The following is a 14,627-nucleotide window of genomic DNA, read 5'->3' as shown; positions in this document are numbered from 1 at the left end:
ATTCCATAACCCATTCGAAAGGCATTTGTGCAGGTCACGAGCGTCGGCCACGCCGGATTTCTGATCCAGACCCAGGCGGGCAGCATTCTGTGCGACCCCTGGGTCAATCCGGCCTACTTCGCGTCGTGGTTCCCGTTCCCGGACAACACCGCCCTGGACTGGGATGCGCTGGGCGACTGCGATTATTTGTACGTCTCCCACCTGCACAAGGACCACTTCGACGCGAACCACCTGCGCGATCACGTCAACAAGGACGCGGTGGTGCTGCTGCCCGACTTCCCGGTCCCGGATCTGCGAAATGAATTGGAGAAGTTAGGTTTTCACCGGTTTTTCGAAACCGCTGACTCGATCAAGCACCGAGTCAGCGGGTCCAAGGGCGACCTTGACGTGATGGTGATCTCGCTGCGGGCACCCGCCGACGGCCCGATCGGTGATTCGGCCCTCGTCGTATCCGACGGCACAACAACGATTTTCAACATGAACGATGCCCGGCCGGTCGACTTGGACATGCTGGCAACCGAGTTCGGCCACATCGATGTGCACCTGCTGCAGTACTCCGGCGCGATCTGGTACCCGATGGTCTACGACATGCCGGCCCGCGCCAAGGAGTCGTTCGGCACCCAGAAGCGGCAACGCGGAATGGACCGGGCCCGCCAGTACATCGCACAGGTGGACGCTTCCTGGGTGGTGCCGTCCGCGGGACCGCCGTGTTTTCTGGACCCCGAGTTGCGTCACCTCAACGACGACCACGGCGACCCGGCCAACATCTTCCCCGACCAGATGGTGTTCCTGGACCAGATGCGCCGCCACGGGCACGATCGCGGCCTGCTGATGATTCCCGGCTCGGTCGCCGATTTCACTGGCACGTCCTTGAATTCGCTGCAGCATCCACTACCCGACGATGACGTGGCGGCCATCTTCACCACCGGCAAGGCGGCCTACATCGCCGACTACGCCGAGCGGATGGCCCCGGTATTGGCCGCCGAGCGGGCCGGCTGGGCATCCGCGGCCGGCGAGCCGCTGCTGGAACCGCTGCGCGCGCTCTTCGAGCCGATCATGCTGCAGAGCGACGAAATCTGCGACGGCATCGGCTATCCCGTCGAGCTGGTGATCGGTCCCGAGACCGTGATCCTCGACTTCCCGAAACGCGTTGTGCGCGAACGTATTCCTCATGAGAAGGTCCGTTACGGATTTGCGATCGAGCCGCAGCTGGTGCGTACCGTGTTGCGCGACAACGAACCGGATTGGGTCAACACTATCTTCTTGTCCACGCGTTTTCGCGCGTGGCGGGTCGGCGGCTACAACGAATACCTGTACACGTTCTTCAAGTGCCTGACCGACGAGCGGATCGCCTACGCCGACGGCTGGTTCGCCGAAACTCACGACGACTCGGCGTCGATCATGCTCGACGGCTGGGAGATTCAGCGTCGCTGTCCCCATCTCAAAGCCGACCTGTCGAAATTTGGTGTGGTCGAGGGCGACACGCTGACCTGTAATCTGCATGGCTGGCAGTGGCGCCTGGAAAACGGTCGCTGCCTGACCACCCGCGGTCACGAACTGCGCAGCCGCCGAGCATGACCGACAGCTACGACGACGGCCTGGTGCAGCTGGATCGAGCCGCGATCACGTTGCGGCGCTACCATTTTCCCGAGGGCACGTCGAAGATCATCGCGCTGGACGCGATCCGGGGCTACAAGGCGCAATCGTTGGGCTGGCTTGTGGCCCGGTTCACCTTCTGGGGCGGACCGGACCCGCGCCACTGGCTGCCGCTGGATATCCGCCGGCCACTACGGTCGACGCTGATCACCCTGGACGTTCCGGGAACCCGGCCGAGCCCCGCGTTCACCCCAGCGCGCCCGGACGAATTCGTCGCCCTGCTCGACGCGCTACTGGCCCGCTAGCGGTCCTCGAGCGCCGCCCGGGCGGCGCTGTAGCCCGGGGTGAAGGTGATGCCCGGTCCGCCGTGGCAACCCGCACTGCCCAAGTACAGCCCCTTGATCGGGATTGGTTGACCGAGAAAGCCTTTCGGTCCGGGTCGGTTGGGGCCGATCTGGTTGGCGTTCAACAGGCCGTGGCAGTAGTCGCCGCCGGGGGCGCCGAACATCACACCCATGTGCCGCGGTGTGAAGGTGGTGTGCCGGATGATGCTGCGCTCGAAATTCGGTGCGAGCCGGGTGATCTTGTCGATGACCCGCTGACCCATCTCCACCTTCGCCTGCCCGTAATCCACGTCGCCCTCGATCGGGAAGAACAGCGCGAAGGCCGAGGCGGCATGCTTGCCCTCGGGTGCGAGGTCCGGGTCGTTCTGCGACGGGATCTGCAACACGACCGTCGGATCGGCCGGAACAATGCCGCGCCGGGCGTCCTCCCACTGCTGCTGCACTTCCTCGGGTGTGCAGAACAGGCCGATCGAGGCCTGCATGGCCGGCTGATTGAGCACCTCGTACGGCGCGGCGAATTCGGGCGCCTCGTCCAGGGCGAAGTGCATCTGCAAGTAACTGCCGCGGTGGTCGATGCGCGCATAGCGTTCCCGGATATCGGCGGGCAGCGCAGCGGGATCGATCATCTCGTTGAGCGTGACGTCGGGCGCGATGCCCGAGACCACGATCGGAGCGTTCAACGTCTCCCCCGCCTCGGTGCGCATGCCGGTCACCTGCCCGTCGGCGACGAGAATGTCGGTCACCTTGGTGCGCAACCGAAGCTCGCCGCCGTGGTTCTCCAGGACCTCGCGCAGATGCGCGGTGAGCGCGCCGATGCCACCGCGCAGCTTCTTCATCTGCATGGTGTCGCCGTCGGGAACCCCGAGCCCGAACGCCAGCGCCGCCGCGCTGCCCGGCGTGGACGGGCCGCGGTAGAGCGTGTTGACGGCCAGCACCGTCATCGAGCCGCGGATCGCGCCGAACTTCTCGCGGTCGGGCAGATAACGGTCCAACACGTCGGTGACCGAGCCGAACAACATGTCGTCGATCGCCGAGCGTTCGAATTCATTTGTGGCACAGGCATACATCTCGTCGATGCTCTTGGGCGGCATCCCGGCTTCGAACCGGCCCAACGCGCGGGTCGGTGCCTGGGCCCATCCCATCAGCCCCGCCATCCCGTTGACGGCTTCCGCTCCGTGCACCTCGTTGAGGTGGGTGAACAGCTTGATCGGATCGCTGTATTGAATCAGCGGATCGTCACCGACTCCGCGCACCGCCACCGACATCACGTCCAAGTCGATCGTCGGCATGGTGTCCAGGCCCAGCTCGCGGACCACCACCGACGATGTCGGGAAAAACACCGAGCCGGCGATCTCGAATTGGTACCCGTCGAACAGCTCGACGGTGGACGCCATGCCGCCCGCATAGAGCTTGGGGTCCAAGCACAGCGTGCGCAGTCCCGCCTTCTGCAGCAGCACGGCCGCGGTCAGCCCGTTATGCCCGGCACCGATAACTATCGCGTCATAACCAGTCATGTCCTTTGCCGTCCGGAAAGGAGGCTCGCACGACCGCAAAGTTTTGTCAATTATGACGACACTTGCGCGGCGGTCGCCGTGACCCAGGAGTCGGTGATCCCCACGCGCAGCGACTCGAGCGCCGCATGGCACAACCGGGCGAGTTCGCCCAGCGACCGGTCGTCACTCTCCATCCAGACCTCCATCGCGCCGAACACCGCGGCGGCAATGCATCGTGCGGTCACCGCCGTGCGCACCTGTTGATCCACCGTCCGGCGCCCGGCGCCGTCGGCCTGCTGGCCGCGCCGTAGCAATTGCGCCCCAATGGCATCGGCGAAGTCGGCCTGCACTTCCCGAATGTGGCGGACAATGCGCCCGGGGTCGAGTTCGTCTTGGCGCAGGGCGGCGATTTTGGTGACCGCGTCCACGTCGTACGGGAACGAGAAGATCGAGGCCTGCACCGAATCGATGATCGGCTCGTCGGCCGGCCTGTCATCCAGGGCCGCACGAAACCAGTGCAGTCCGGTGTAGTCCGCGAACAGCAGGTCGTGCTTCGAGGTGAAGTGGCGATAGAACGTCCGCAGCGATACCCCGGCGTCGGCCGCGATCTGCTCGGCCGAGGTGTCTTCCACGCCCTGGGCCAGGAATCGAACCACCGCAGCCTGGCGTAACGCCTCGCGTGTGCGTTCGCTGCGTGCCGTCTGGGCGGGCCGGACCATGGCAGTAAGGTACCAAGACATTTGGATTGTCATTCCATTTGTTTTGACAATCTTGACAAAACTTCGCGTGCGGGGCGAGACTGCGCCCATGGTCTCCCTCATTACCCACGCGGTACTCGGACTCGCGGTCATCATCTGGATCGTCAGATCCAACTCGACGGTTTTCGCCCGGCTCGCCGGCGGCCCGCTCTTCTCACCGATGGAAATCGTCTACTACGTCGTGGGGATCGCGTCGGTCGCGCTCGGTTGGTACTTCAACATCACCTACGTAGCGGAGTACTCGCACGGATCCACCAACCCGCTGTGGGGCGAACACGGGAGTTGGGCCGAGTACATCAAGCTGATGTTCACCAACCCGGCCGCCAGCTCAGCGAGCCAGGACTACACGATTGCGAATGTTGTTCTGCTGCCCATCTTTACGATCGTGGACGGCTATCGCCGCGGATATCGGCGCCCCTGGCTGCACTTTGTGTCCAGCCTGTTCACCAGCTTCGCGTTCGCGTTCGCGTTCTAGTTCGCGACGATGGAACGGCAGCGCCGCCACGAACAAGAGCGCGCGACGGTCAACGTCTAGGGCTCGAGCACCTCGGCACCGACGAACGGCACCAGCGCGGCGGGCACTCGCACGCTGCCGTCGGGCTGCTGGTGGTTCTCCAGGATCGCCACCAGCCAGCGGGTGGTGCCCAGTGTGCCGTTGAGGGTGGCCGCGATCTGCGGCTTGCCGTTGTCATCACGGTAGCGGGTGGCCAGCCGGCGGGCTTGGAACGTGGTGCAGTTCGACGTCGACGTCAGCTCGCGGTAGGTCTGCTGGGTGGGAACCCACGCCTCACAGTCGAACTTGCGGGCCGCCGACGAGCCGAGATCGCCCGCGGCAACGTCGATTACCCGATACGGCACCTCGATGTGGGCCAGCATCTCGCGCTGCCAGCCCAGCAACCGCTGGTGTTCGGCCTCGGCCTCGGCGGGGTTGCAGTAGACGAAACCCTCGACCTTGTCGAACTGATGCACCCGGATGATGCCGCGGGTGTCCTTGCCGTAGCTGCCGGCCTCGCGCCGAAAACACGACGACCAACCGGCGTAGCGCAGCGGTCCGCCGGACAGGTCCAGGATCTCGTTCCAGTGGTAACCGGCCAACGGCACCTCCGAGGTGCCCACCAGGTACAGGTCGTCGGCCTCGACCCGGTAGATCTCGTCGGCGTGGACGCCCAGGAATCCGGTGCCGGCCATGACTTCTGGACGCACCAGCACCGGCGGGATCATCGGGACGAATCCGTTCTCGACGGCCAGCCGCAGCGCCAGCTGCAGCAGACCGAGCTGTAACAGCGCGCCCTGTCCGGTCAGAAAGTAGAACCGCGAACCGGACACCTTGGCGCCGCGCGCCATGTCTATCAGTCCCAGCGACTCACCCAGTTCCAGGTGATCCTTCGGGTTTTCGATCGCCGGCGGCTCACCGACGACGTCGAGCACGGCGAAGTCCGCCTCGCCGCCGGCGGGAACCCCGTCGGTGACGACGTTCGAGATCGCCATGTGGGCCGCGGTGAACGCCGTCTCCGCGTCGGCCTGGGCGATTTCGGCGGCCTTCACCTGCTCGGCGAGCTCCTTCGCGCGCTCCAACAACGCCGGGCGCTCCTCGGGCGTGGCCTTACCCACGCTCTTGCTGGCGGACTTCTGGTCGGCGCGCAGCGTATCGGCGTTGGAGATCGCGGCCCGGCGGGCGGCGTCGGCCATCAGCAGCACGTCGACCAGCGCCGGGTCCTCACCGCGGCTGAGTTGGGAACGGCGGACGGCGTCGGGATCTTCCCGGAGCAGCTTGAGGTCGATCACGGCCTGAAGATTACTTTCGGATCGGGACCCGCCGCGCGGAGCATCCATCGGTGCTAGTCCCAGGACTCACATCTATAACTTTTGTCACGTTCGGTTGGGTGTCCTGTCAGAATGGAGTCAATGTCGGACACGCTCGAAACGGATCCCGCCGCACCCAGCCCGCCCGCCGCCGAGGCGGAGCAGCCGCTGGACGGCTTCCAGTTGCCGCGCAGTTTGCAGGCGACGGCGACCCGGCGAGCGTTGCTCCTCTTCGCGCTCGGCGGGCTGCTGATCGCCGGCCTGGTAACCGCGCTGCCGGTCGACGGGGCGGGGCAGGGACGGCTTGCCGGTTACCTCGACAGCAACCCCGTGCCCAGCACCGGAGCTAAGACCGACGCCGCCTTCAACCGCGCCAAGACCGGCGATTGCCTGATGTGGCCGGACGTCACACCGGAGTCGGCGAGCATCGTCAAGTGCGCCGACGACCACAAGTTCGAGGTCGCCGAGTCCATCGACATGCGGACCTTCCCGGGTTCGGAATACGGTCCCAACGCCGCTCCGCCGTCGCCGGCTCGCATCCAGCAGATCAGCCAGGAGCAATGTGAGGCCGCGGTACGCCGGTACCTCGGCCCCAAGTACGACCCCAACAGCAAATTCAGCGTTAGCCTGCTGTGGGCGGGCGACCGGGCGTGGCGTCAATCCGGCGAGCGTCGCATGCTGTGCGGCCTGCAGATGCCCGGTGCGAACAACGAACAGGCCGCCTTCAAGGGCAAGGTGTCTGATGTCGACCAGTCCAAGGTCTGGCCCGCCGGCAATTGCCTCGGCATCGACTCGACGACGAACCAGCCGATCGACGCCCCCGTCGACTGCAAGACGCCGCACGCCATGGAGGTCACCGGCACGGTCAACCTGGCCGAGAAGTTCCCGGGTGCGCTGCCGGCCGAGCCCGACCAGGACGGCTACATCAAGGACGCCTGCACGAAGATGACCGACGCCTACCTCGCGCCGATGAAGTTGCGCACCACCACGCTGACGCTGATCTACCCCACCGTGTCGCTGTCGAGTTGGTCGGCGGGCAGCCGCGAGGTCGCCTGCAGCATCGGCGCCACGCTGGGCAATGGCGGCTGGGCCACCCTGGTCAACAGCGCCAAGGGACAACTGTTGATCAACGGGATTGCCCCGGTGCCGCCGCCCGACATTCCCGAGGAGCGGCTCACGATGCCCCCGATGCCGCAGCTTCCGGCGAGCCCGGCGAGTCCGCCCCAGCAGTCCAACGCCCCGCCGGAGATGCCGCCGGGCAATCAGCACCTGCCGCAACAGCAGCCGGTGGTGACGCCGCCACGCGCGACCACGCAGGCCCCGGCCAACCAAGCGCCGCAGGATGTTCCGGCACCGCCGGCCGACGGTGGCGTGCCGCCGGCGGGCAACCAGGCGCCGCCACCCATGCCGGACGCACCCCCACCGGGCGCACCGCCCGAGCCAGCCGAGCCGGCACCGGCGGGTTAGCCCCGTGGCCGTGCGGATGGATCCGCAGCGGTTCGACGAACTGGTCTCCGAAGCGCTCGACTTGATCCCTGCCCAGTTGACGGCCGCGATGGACAACGTCGTGATTCTCGTCGAAGATCGCAACCCCGAGGAGCCCGAACTACTGGGTCTCTACGAGGGGGTGGCGTTGACCGAGCGCGACTCCGACTACGGTGGGTCGCTGCCGGACGCCATCACGATCTATCGCGAGGCGCTGCTCGACATCTGCGAATCCGACGACGACGTCGTCGAGGAGGTGGCGATTACCGTGATCCACGAAATCGCGCACCATTTCGGCATCGACGACGACCGGTTGCACGAACTGGGCTGGGGCTGAAGATCCGGCAACCCACCGTGATTCGGGCGCGGCAGCGCGGATTTGTCGTCGCCTGGTGCTAGGAACTGCCTATGAGCGCAGAATGCCGCGACTGCCGGGCAGGCCTGGAACACTGCCACGGGACCATCATTCGCCACTCGTTGCGTCGTTCGGAATGCACCGAGCCGGACTGCGTCAGCCCCGAGCTGCTGGCCCACACGTTCGTGGTCGACTGCGACGCCGTCGGCTGCACCTGCACGGAATTGATCGCGCTGGCCGTCTAGATCAGCCCATCGGGTCGGTGCCTGAGCGCACCGCGTCGGCGACGGACGTCACCCCGTCTGCACTGGGGTCGGGATAGAACGGCGGCGTCAAGGTTCCCCACCGCACGCAGCTCCACCGCCCGTCGGTGATCGGGGCCAACACCACCGACTCGGCGTTGCCCAGATGGTTGTCCAGCGCGAAGTTGGCGTCGACGCCGGCCAGCACCGCGGATACCAGCCGGATCGCGGCGCCATGGCTGACGACGACGATGTCCCCGTTCCAGTCGTCGTCGTCGAGATAGCGCATCCGCAGGTCGGTGAGCACCGGAACGTAGCGATCCAGCACCTCGTTGGCGGTTTCACCGCCGGGCAGCGGCACATCGAGTTCGCCGTGCTGCCACCGGTCGTAGATGGCGTTGAACTCCGCGACCGCCTCGTCGTCGTTGCGGTTTTCCAGGACGCCGACCTGAACCTCGTGTATCCCGGCGACTTCGCGCGGAGCCACGTCGACCTCGGCGCCGATCACCGCGGCCGTCTGCGACGCCCGCTTGGCCACCGAGTGTGTGAGCAGCGCCGGCCGGGCGGTATCGAGCGCGAACGTCCGGGCCTGGTCCCGCCCCGCCGGTGTCAGGTCCGTCCCAGGCGGGCGGGTATCCAGCCGCCGCTCGACATTGCCAAAGGACTGGCCGTGCCGAAGCAGCACCAACCGACCACTCATCGTTTAAATCCCCCCGCCCGAAGCATCGGCCTGATCGGGTTTACCCTCTCGCAACCGCGCCAGCCAGCGCGAGGCCTCGTCGGGTGGAGGCGGCCCGATGCCCGCGGCCGGGCCCGTGGGCCAGGAGCCTAGATAACGCACATCCACACAACGACGATGCAGTGCCTTGAGTGCCTCGGCGACGGCGTCGTCGTCAATGTGGCCCGCGCAGTCGGCGAAAAACTGGTAGGTACCGAGTTCGGTGCGGGTCGGCCGAGATTCGATGCGGGTGAGGTCGATGTCGCGGATGCCGAACTCGCCCAGCGCGGCGAGCAGCGCACCCGGCGCGTTCTCGATCCGCAACACGACCGATGTGCGATCGGCACCGGTGCGCACCGGCGGCGGGCCGGGCCGGCCGACCAGGACGAAGCGGGTGCGGGCGTTCGGCTCGTCGACCACGCCTTCAGCCAAGGCCGCGAGCTTCCAGTGCGTGGCGGCCAGCGGCGAGGTCACCGCGGCGTCGGCCTCCCCCTTCGCGACCTGCCGGGCGGCGTCGGCGTTGGAGTACGCCGGCCTCAGTTCCACGCCGGGCAGGTTGGCGGCCAGCCAGCGGCGCACCTGGGCCGCGGCCACCGGAAAGGCCGCCACCGTCCTAACCTGGTCGGCGTTGCCGCCGGGCTTGACGACGATGCTGAACGCCACGTCCAGCGTCGTCTCGGCAAAGATCTGCAACGGCGATCCGTTGGCTAGGCTGTCCAATGTCGGCACTACCGTGCCGTCGATCGAGTTCTCGATCGGCACGCATGCGTAATCGGTGTCCCCGTTGCGGACCGCCTCCAGCGCCGCGGGCGTGCTCTCGATCGGTGTCTGCCGGACCGCGCCCAGATACTGGTCGGGGATCAAGTCGGCGGACGTCATTTGCAGGAGCGCCGCCTCGGTGAAGGTCCCTTCGGGACCGAGGTAAGTGATGCCAACCACGAAGACAACCGTAGTGGCCTCACTCAAAAAGGGGCCTTGCTTCGACCTTCGATCTAAGTTACCTTAGGCTTACCTAAGGATAGAGGAGAACGATGTTGCCGCTGACCAGCGCCGCGCCGACGACTGCCGAACGCATCCGCAGCGCCTGCGCCCGGGCCGGCGGTGCCCTGCTTGCGGTCGAACGCGAGGACCCGGTGCCCACACCGGTGCACCACCTGTTGCACGACGGATCGTTCGCGGTCGCGCTTCCCAGCGACCGCACGACCGATAGCCGGGTCTGCGGATCCCAGGCACTGCTCGAACTGACCGACTACGCGCCGCTTCCGCTGCGCGAGCCGGTCCGATCGCTGGTGTGGGTCCGCGGCCACCTGCGTCAGGTCGCGCCGGCCGACATCAACCCCACCCTCGACGTGATCGCCAGCGAGTGTCCGCATCCGGCACTGCTGCAGGTCGATACGCCGAAATGCAGGCCGGCGAGCCCGGGCGAGGAGCGGTACACGCTGCTGCGACTCGAGATCGCGTCCGTCGTGGTCACCGACGCCACCGGCGCCGAACCCGTCAGCATCGAAGACCTGCTCGCGGCCCGGCCCGATCCGTTCTGCGACATCGAGTCGAGCCTGCTGTGGCACCTGGACAATGCCCACGCCGATGTGGTCGCGCGCTTGGTATCCCGGCTGCCGGCGCCGCTGCGGCGCGGACACGTCCGCCCGCTGGGGCTGGACCGCTACGGCGTCCGGTTCCGTGTCGAAGGCAGCGAGGGCGACGACCACGACATCCGGCTGCCCTTCCACAAGCCGGTGGACGACATGACCGGGTTGAGCCAGGCCATTCGCGTGCTGATGGGCTGCCCGTTCATCAACGGCCTGCGCGCTCGCCCGTAACCCGGGTGCGCCGGACGCTGCCCACACCGAAGGCGACACGTAAGTTAGCCGGGTGAGCGGCGACGGATCACCACACCGCGGACGGCCCGCGCGACCGGGCCCGCCGTGGGTTTCGCCCCCCGAGCCGGCGCCGGTGATTCAGCGCTATGCCAATCCGGCGCCCTCGCCCACCGATGAGACCGTGCCGTTGCCCCGCGTCGTGTCACCGGTTCCCGCCGGTAGAGCCGCCTCCGGCGACCTGGAGCCGCGGAAAAAGCCGCGATCACGCGCGCGGCCGCGCGACCGCTCGGCACCCCCGTCCGACCTGCCGGGCGTGCACCGCAAGCGCAAAAAGCGCCGGTGGGGCCGAATCGTGTTGTCCACGTTGCTGATCGGTTTGCTGCTGGCCGTCGCCGGCGTGGTGGGTGGCGGCGGCTGGTTGGACACGACGCTGCATCGCAAGCCGGCACTGACCAACTACGCCGATCGGCCTGCGTCGGGCCGCGGCACCAATTGGCTGCTCGTCGGGTCGGACAGCCGGGAAGGCCTGTCGGCCGAGCAGCAGGCGAGCCTGGCCACCGGCGGCAATGTCGGCAGCAGTCGCACCGACACGATCCTGCTGATTCACATCCCCGACTTGGGGTCGAATACGCCGCCGACGACGGTGTCGATACCGCGCGACTCGTTCGTGCCGATCCCCGGGCACGGCAAGGACAAAATCAACTCCGCGTTCGCGATCGGCGGGGCGGCGCTGCTCACCCAGACGGTGGAGCAGGCCACGGGGCTGCGTCTGGACCACTACGCCGAGATCGGGTTCAGCGGGTTCGCGGTCCTGGTGGATGCCCTGGGCGGCATCACCGTCTGCCCGACCGCGCCGATCAACGACCCGCTGGCCGGCATCGACCTGCCCGCCGGCTGCCAGAAGCTGAACGGCCGCAGCGCGCTCGGATACGTCCGGACCCGCGACACACCCCGCGCGGATTTGGACCGGATGGTCAATCAGCGGCAGTTCATTACGGCGCTGCTGGACCGCGCCGCCAGCCCGTCGGTGTGGCTCAATCCATGGCGCTGGTACGCGGTACCGCACGCCGCGGCCGACGCGATGACGGTCGACAGCGGCGATCACGTGTGGGACCTGGCCCGGTTGGGCTGGGCGCTGCACGGGTCCACCACCGCGCTGCCCGTTCCGATCGGCGACTTCACCAGCAACAGCGCCGGCTCGGTGGTGGTGTGGAATCACGAGATGGCCGCCATGCTTTTCGAAGCGCTGGCCGCCGACACCGCGGTGCCCGCGGCCGCGCTCGAAGGGCAGTGATATTGAATTTCGGGTGTTAATACGCAACGCAATTCTGGAAATGTGCGCAGTACGATGTAGCCTTTCTACACTTACATAAACCGGGCCTGAACAAATGGCGGAAGCGCGGTTATGAGAACTTTTCTTGAGTCCCGTCCAGACTCTTGGCGTCGCCCTTCTACCTGCGCTAAGCTACTGACATGACCGAGACCGAAGCTCCGAAGTCTAAGTTCCACTCATTACTCCAGGAACAGATTTCTCACGAATTCACCAGCTCTCAGCAATACGTCGCGATTGCCGTTTATTTTAGCGCCGCCGAGCTTCCGCAATTGGCGAAGCATTTTTACGGACGCGCGCTTGAGGAACGCAACCACGCGATGATGCTGGTGCAGCATCTGCTCGACCGCGACGTGCCGGTCGAGATCGCGGGCATCGACGCGATGCGCAACCAATTCGAGCAGCCCCGCGACGCGCTGGTCCTGGCCCTCGAGCAGGAGCGGTTGGTCACCGACCAGATCACCCAGCTGGCCCGGGTGGCCCGCGACGAGGGTGATTACCTCGGCGAACAGTTCATGCAGTGGTTCCTGCAGGAGCAGGTCGAGGAAGTCGCGGTGATGAAAACCCTGGTGACGGTGTCGGATCGGGCCGGAGCCAACCTGTTCGATCTGGAGAACTTCGTCGCCCGCGAGGTGGCTACCCAGGGCATCAGCGCGAGCGCGCCACCGGCCGCGGGCGGCCACCTCGTGTCGCCGATCTAACCCCGGCCGTCGAGGGTCCGCGAATTTTCTAGCCAGGTTTTCGTGCGGCCCGGGTGGTTGGTAGCGATCCAGGCCACCCCGACATCCCGGCACAAGTCGATGTCGTCGTACCCGTCGACGGTCCAGCAGTACACGGCCCGGCCCTGCGCGGCGGCGCGATCCACCAGCTGTGGATAGTCCTTCAGCGCGATGATCGAGGGCCCGACGGCGGTGGCCCCGACGGCGGTGGCCGCGCTGCTGGTCAGGTAGCGAGCATTCCGGCCGAGCAGCACCGTGGGCAGCAGCGGTGCTGCTCGCCGGATTCGCCAGACCGCCGCGGCCGAGAAGGACATCACCACCGCGCGCGACCGGGCGGCTGACGCCGGCGAGGCGATGCCGTAGCGGTGCAGCAGCGCGAGCAGCTTGCTTTCGACCAGCGAGCCGTACCGGACCGGATGCTTGGTCTCGATGAAGATCTTCACCGGGCGGTTCCAGTCGAGCACCAGCGACACCAGCGCATCCAGCGTGAGCAGGCTGGTATCACCGTGGGTGCCGTCGGGCCGCCAGCTGTCGTGCCAGGCGCCGAATTCGAGCTCGCGCAGCTGAGCCAGTGTCATCGTGCTGACCAGCCCGGCGCCGGTCGAGGTCCGGTCCAGCCGGCGGTCGTGCACACACACCAAGTGGCCGTCGCGGGTCAGCCGCACATCGCACTCGACACCGTCGGCGCCCTCTTTGAGCGCGAGATCATAAGCGGCCAGCGTGTGTTCGGGGCGTGCTGCGGATGCGCCTCGGTGGGCAACGACAAACGGGTGCCCGGCGACCACCTCGTCGGCCCACGTCATTCCCCTATGCTGCCGGTTCCTCCCCCTTGAACTCAACCGGAGCGGCGACGGACTCGCCGCGGCGATCCGGGAGATCTGGAGTCACCACGACCCAGCGATGCGCGGGCCGCGCGACGGGTTTGCGTTCGAATCCCTCGAATACGCGGGCGACGGCGGCCAGGGTCGCCGCGGCGAACAGGTACCCGAACACCATCAGGACGGTGTTGTTAGCGATGCCCTGGGGGTCCGTGGCGAAGCTGGTGATGATGGCCCAGCTCGACAGCGCGTAGCTGAAGATCCAGACGATCCACCACTCCAGGATGGGTCGGCGCGCCCGGTTGTAGTGCTCTTCGAGGATGGCCAGCTCGATGACGTAGACCGGCGCCCAGAACAGGTTAGCCAGCGGTACCACGCACCCGGCCCACAGCGCTTTGACTGAGCGGTGATCGGACAGGCCGTAATGCGAGAACGCGGCGGCCCGCCGGGCGATCAGCCAGCGGATCAGAAACACGCCCGAGCCGATCAGCGCCACCAGCGCTACCACACTGGCCAAGTCCCCCAACCAGTCCGCCGCGGTCGCCACCAGCGAGTTCAGCAGGGTCTTGCGGTTGTAGACCAGCAGCGCATACCGAGCGACGTACACCAGCGCCGCGCCGGCGAGGGTGAGCACGCTGATGAAAAGAACGAGGCGCACCAGAGCGGCCGACGGTCCGAGGGGTACCGGTCCTTCGGCGCCGGCGGCGACCTGCTCGACGCGATCGGTCAAGCCCCACCGCGGGATCACCGCGTAGCGGGGTGTGGGGCCCAGTTCCCGCCTGCCCCGTCGCGCGGGGGGTGCGGCTCCCGGACGCACCGCGATCCACCGGAAGCCGGGCGGCAAGCGCGGCGGCGTGCGTTGCGGCGCGACCGGCCGTGCGGGCGCCGGCCCACTACCGTGCGTACTCCAGCGGGGGTCGCCGGCCGGCGCGTCCGCCAGCGGTGCGAGCAACGCGCCACGACAGCGAGGGCACCACTCGCGCCGCCGTTCGCGCACGTTCCACCGAGTGCCGCATTGGGAGCACGTCTGGATCACCGGACCAGCGTAGCCCTGGCGACGGCGCGGGCCGCCGCAACGCGACCACCGGGACACCGAGCCCGGTCCGCTGAAAAGCGATGATGCTCGCCGGGTGCGCGTGCCTCGCA

At 67.1% G+C, this 14,627-nt stretch carries 16 protein-coding genes; 9 read left to right on the top strand and 7 right to left on the bottom strand.

The annotated features are described in order from the left end of the window. The first annotated feature begins 27 nt into the window (after positions 1 to 27). Together G6N54_RS19475 and G6N54_RS19470 are read left to right on the top strand one after the other, a co-directional pair. On the top strand, positions 28 to 1,578 hold the full coding sequence (locus G6N54_RS19475) for an MBL fold metallo-hydrolase (RefSeq protein WP_163791502.1): 1,551 nt from the start codon (positions 28 to 30) through the stop codon (positions 1,576 to 1,578). Beyond that, the gene (locus G6N54_RS19470; protein WP_163791501.1) at positions 1,575 to 1,901 is read left to right on the top strand and encodes a hypothetical protein; all 327 of its coding nucleotides are present in this window, start codon (positions 1,575 to 1,577) and stop codon (positions 1,899 to 1,901) included. The genes G6N54_RS19475 and G6N54_RS19470 overlap by 4 nt, the downstream gene beginning before the upstream one ends. Here G6N54_RS19470 and G6N54_RS19465 read toward each other — a convergent pair. Beyond that, positions 1,898 to 3,454 carry a phytoene desaturase family protein gene (locus tag G6N54_RS19465; protein WP_163791500.1) on the bottom strand — a complete coding sequence of 519 codons (1,557 nt, stop codon included), beginning with the start codon at positions 3,452 to 3,454 and terminating at the stop codon, positions 1,898 to 1,900. The two genes, G6N54_RS19470 and G6N54_RS19465, sit on opposite strands and share 4 nt — an antisense overlap. 50 nt (positions 3,455 to 3,504) lie before the next feature. Next, positions 3,505 to 4,152, bottom strand: coding sequence for a TetR/AcrR family transcriptional regulator (locus tag G6N54_RS19460; protein WP_163791499.1), 648 nt, complete (start codon positions 4,150 to 4,152; stop codon positions 3,505 to 3,507). 88 nt (positions 4,153 to 4,240) lie between these two features. On the opposite strand from G6N54_RS19460, the gene G6N54_RS19455 reads away from it, so the two are divergent. Beyond that, the gene (locus G6N54_RS19455; RefSeq protein ID WP_163791498.1) at positions 4,241 to 4,666 is read left to right on the top strand and encodes a DUF2834 domain-containing protein; all 426 of its coding nucleotides are present in this window, start codon (positions 4,241 to 4,243) and stop codon (positions 4,664 to 4,666) included. 56 nt (positions 4,667 to 4,722) lie between these two features. Here the strand turns inward: G6N54_RS19455 and serS are convergent, their stop codons facing one another. After that, on the bottom strand, positions 4,723 to 5,976 hold the full coding sequence (gene serS / locus G6N54_RS19450; protein WP_163791497.1) for a serine--tRNA ligase: 1,254 nt from the start codon (positions 5,974 to 5,976) through the stop codon (positions 4,723 to 4,725). A 120-nt stretch (positions 5,977 to 6,096) separates the two neighbouring features. On the opposite strand from serS, the gene G6N54_RS19445 reads away from it, so the two are divergent. The 3 genes from G6N54_RS19445 (at position 6,097) to G6N54_RS19435 (ending at position 8,079) form a co-directional block, all read left to right on the top strand. Beyond that, positions 6,097 to 7,461 (top strand): septum formation family protein, encoded by a 1,365-nt coding sequence (locus G6N54_RS19445; RefSeq protein WP_372513286.1) that lies wholly within the window; start codon positions 6,097 to 6,099, stop codon positions 7,459 to 7,461. Positions 7,462 to 7,465: 4 nt separating this feature from the next. Continuing rightward, positions 7,466 to 7,816: a metallopeptidase family protein gene (locus G6N54_RS19440; RefSeq protein WP_163791495.1), complete on the top strand. Its 351-nt coding sequence runs from the start codon at positions 7,466 to 7,468 to the stop codon at positions 7,814 to 7,816. 71 nt (positions 7,817 to 7,887) lie between these two features. Then, positions 7,888 to 8,079 carry a hypothetical protein gene (locus G6N54_RS19435; RefSeq protein WP_163791494.1) on the top strand — a complete coding sequence of 64 codons (192 nt, stop codon included), beginning with the start codon at positions 7,888 to 7,890 and terminating at the stop codon, positions 8,077 to 8,079. 1 nt (position 8,080) lies between these two features. Here G6N54_RS19435 and G6N54_RS19430 read toward each other — a convergent pair whose 3' ends face one another. Together G6N54_RS19430 and pheA are read right to left on the bottom strand one after the other, a co-directional pair. After that, positions 8,081 to 8,776, bottom strand: coding sequence for a histidine phosphatase family protein (locus G6N54_RS19430; RefSeq protein WP_163791493.1), 696 nt, complete (start codon positions 8,774 to 8,776; stop codon positions 8,081 to 8,083). 3 nt (positions 8,777 to 8,779) lie between these two features. Next, entirely contained in the window at positions 8,780 to 9,733 is a 954-nt protein-coding gene (gene pheA / locus G6N54_RS19425; RefSeq protein WP_163791492.1) for a prephenate dehydratase, read from the bottom strand. Between the two features lie 92 nt (positions 9,734 to 9,825). Here pheA and G6N54_RS19420 point away from each other — a divergent pair, with 92 nt between their 5' ends. The 3 genes from G6N54_RS19420 to G6N54_RS19410 all read left to right on the top strand — a co-directional run bounded on the left by G6N54_RS19420 (position 9,826) and on the right by G6N54_RS19410 (position 12,645). Further along, positions 9,826 to 10,614 (top strand): DUF2470 domain-containing protein, encoded by a 789-nt coding sequence (locus G6N54_RS19420; protein WP_163791491.1) that lies wholly within the window; start codon positions 9,826 to 9,828, stop codon positions 10,612 to 10,614. A gap of 52 nt (positions 10,615 to 10,666) precedes the next feature. Then, positions 10,667 to 11,908, top strand: coding sequence for an LCP family protein (locus G6N54_RS19415; protein ID WP_163791490.1), 1,242 nt, complete (start codon positions 10,667 to 10,669; stop codon positions 11,906 to 11,908). A 179-nt stretch (positions 11,909 to 12,087) separates the two neighbouring features. Next, the gene (locus G6N54_RS19410) at positions 12,088 to 12,645 is read left to right on the top strand and encodes a ferritin (protein WP_163791489.1); all 558 of its coding nucleotides are present in this window, start codon (positions 12,088 to 12,090) and stop codon (positions 12,643 to 12,645) included. On the opposite strand, the gene G6N54_RS19405 is transcribed toward G6N54_RS19410, so the two are convergent. Together G6N54_RS19405 and G6N54_RS19400 are read right to left on the bottom strand one after the other, a co-directional pair. Then, on the bottom strand, positions 12,642 to 13,466 hold the full coding sequence (locus G6N54_RS19405) for a glycerophosphodiester phosphodiesterase (protein WP_163791488.1): 825 nt from the start codon (positions 13,464 to 13,466) through the stop codon (positions 12,642 to 12,644). The two genes, G6N54_RS19410 and G6N54_RS19405, sit on opposite strands and share 4 nt — an antisense overlap. Before the next feature lie 4 nt (positions 13,467 to 13,470). Then, positions 13,471 to 14,517: a DUF4328 domain-containing protein gene (locus tag G6N54_RS19400; protein ID WP_163791487.1), complete on the bottom strand. Its 1,047-nt coding sequence runs from the start codon at positions 14,515 to 14,517 to the stop codon at positions 13,471 to 13,473. Between the last annotated feature and the right edge of the window lie 110 nt (positions 14,518 to 14,627).

The organism is Mycobacterium stomatepiae (genome assembly GCF_010731715.1).
GTDB lineage: Bacteria > Actinomycetota > Actinomycetes > Mycobacteriales > Mycobacteriaceae > Mycobacterium > Mycobacterium stomatepiae.
This window is presented reverse-complemented; position numbering and strand designations above follow the sequence as displayed.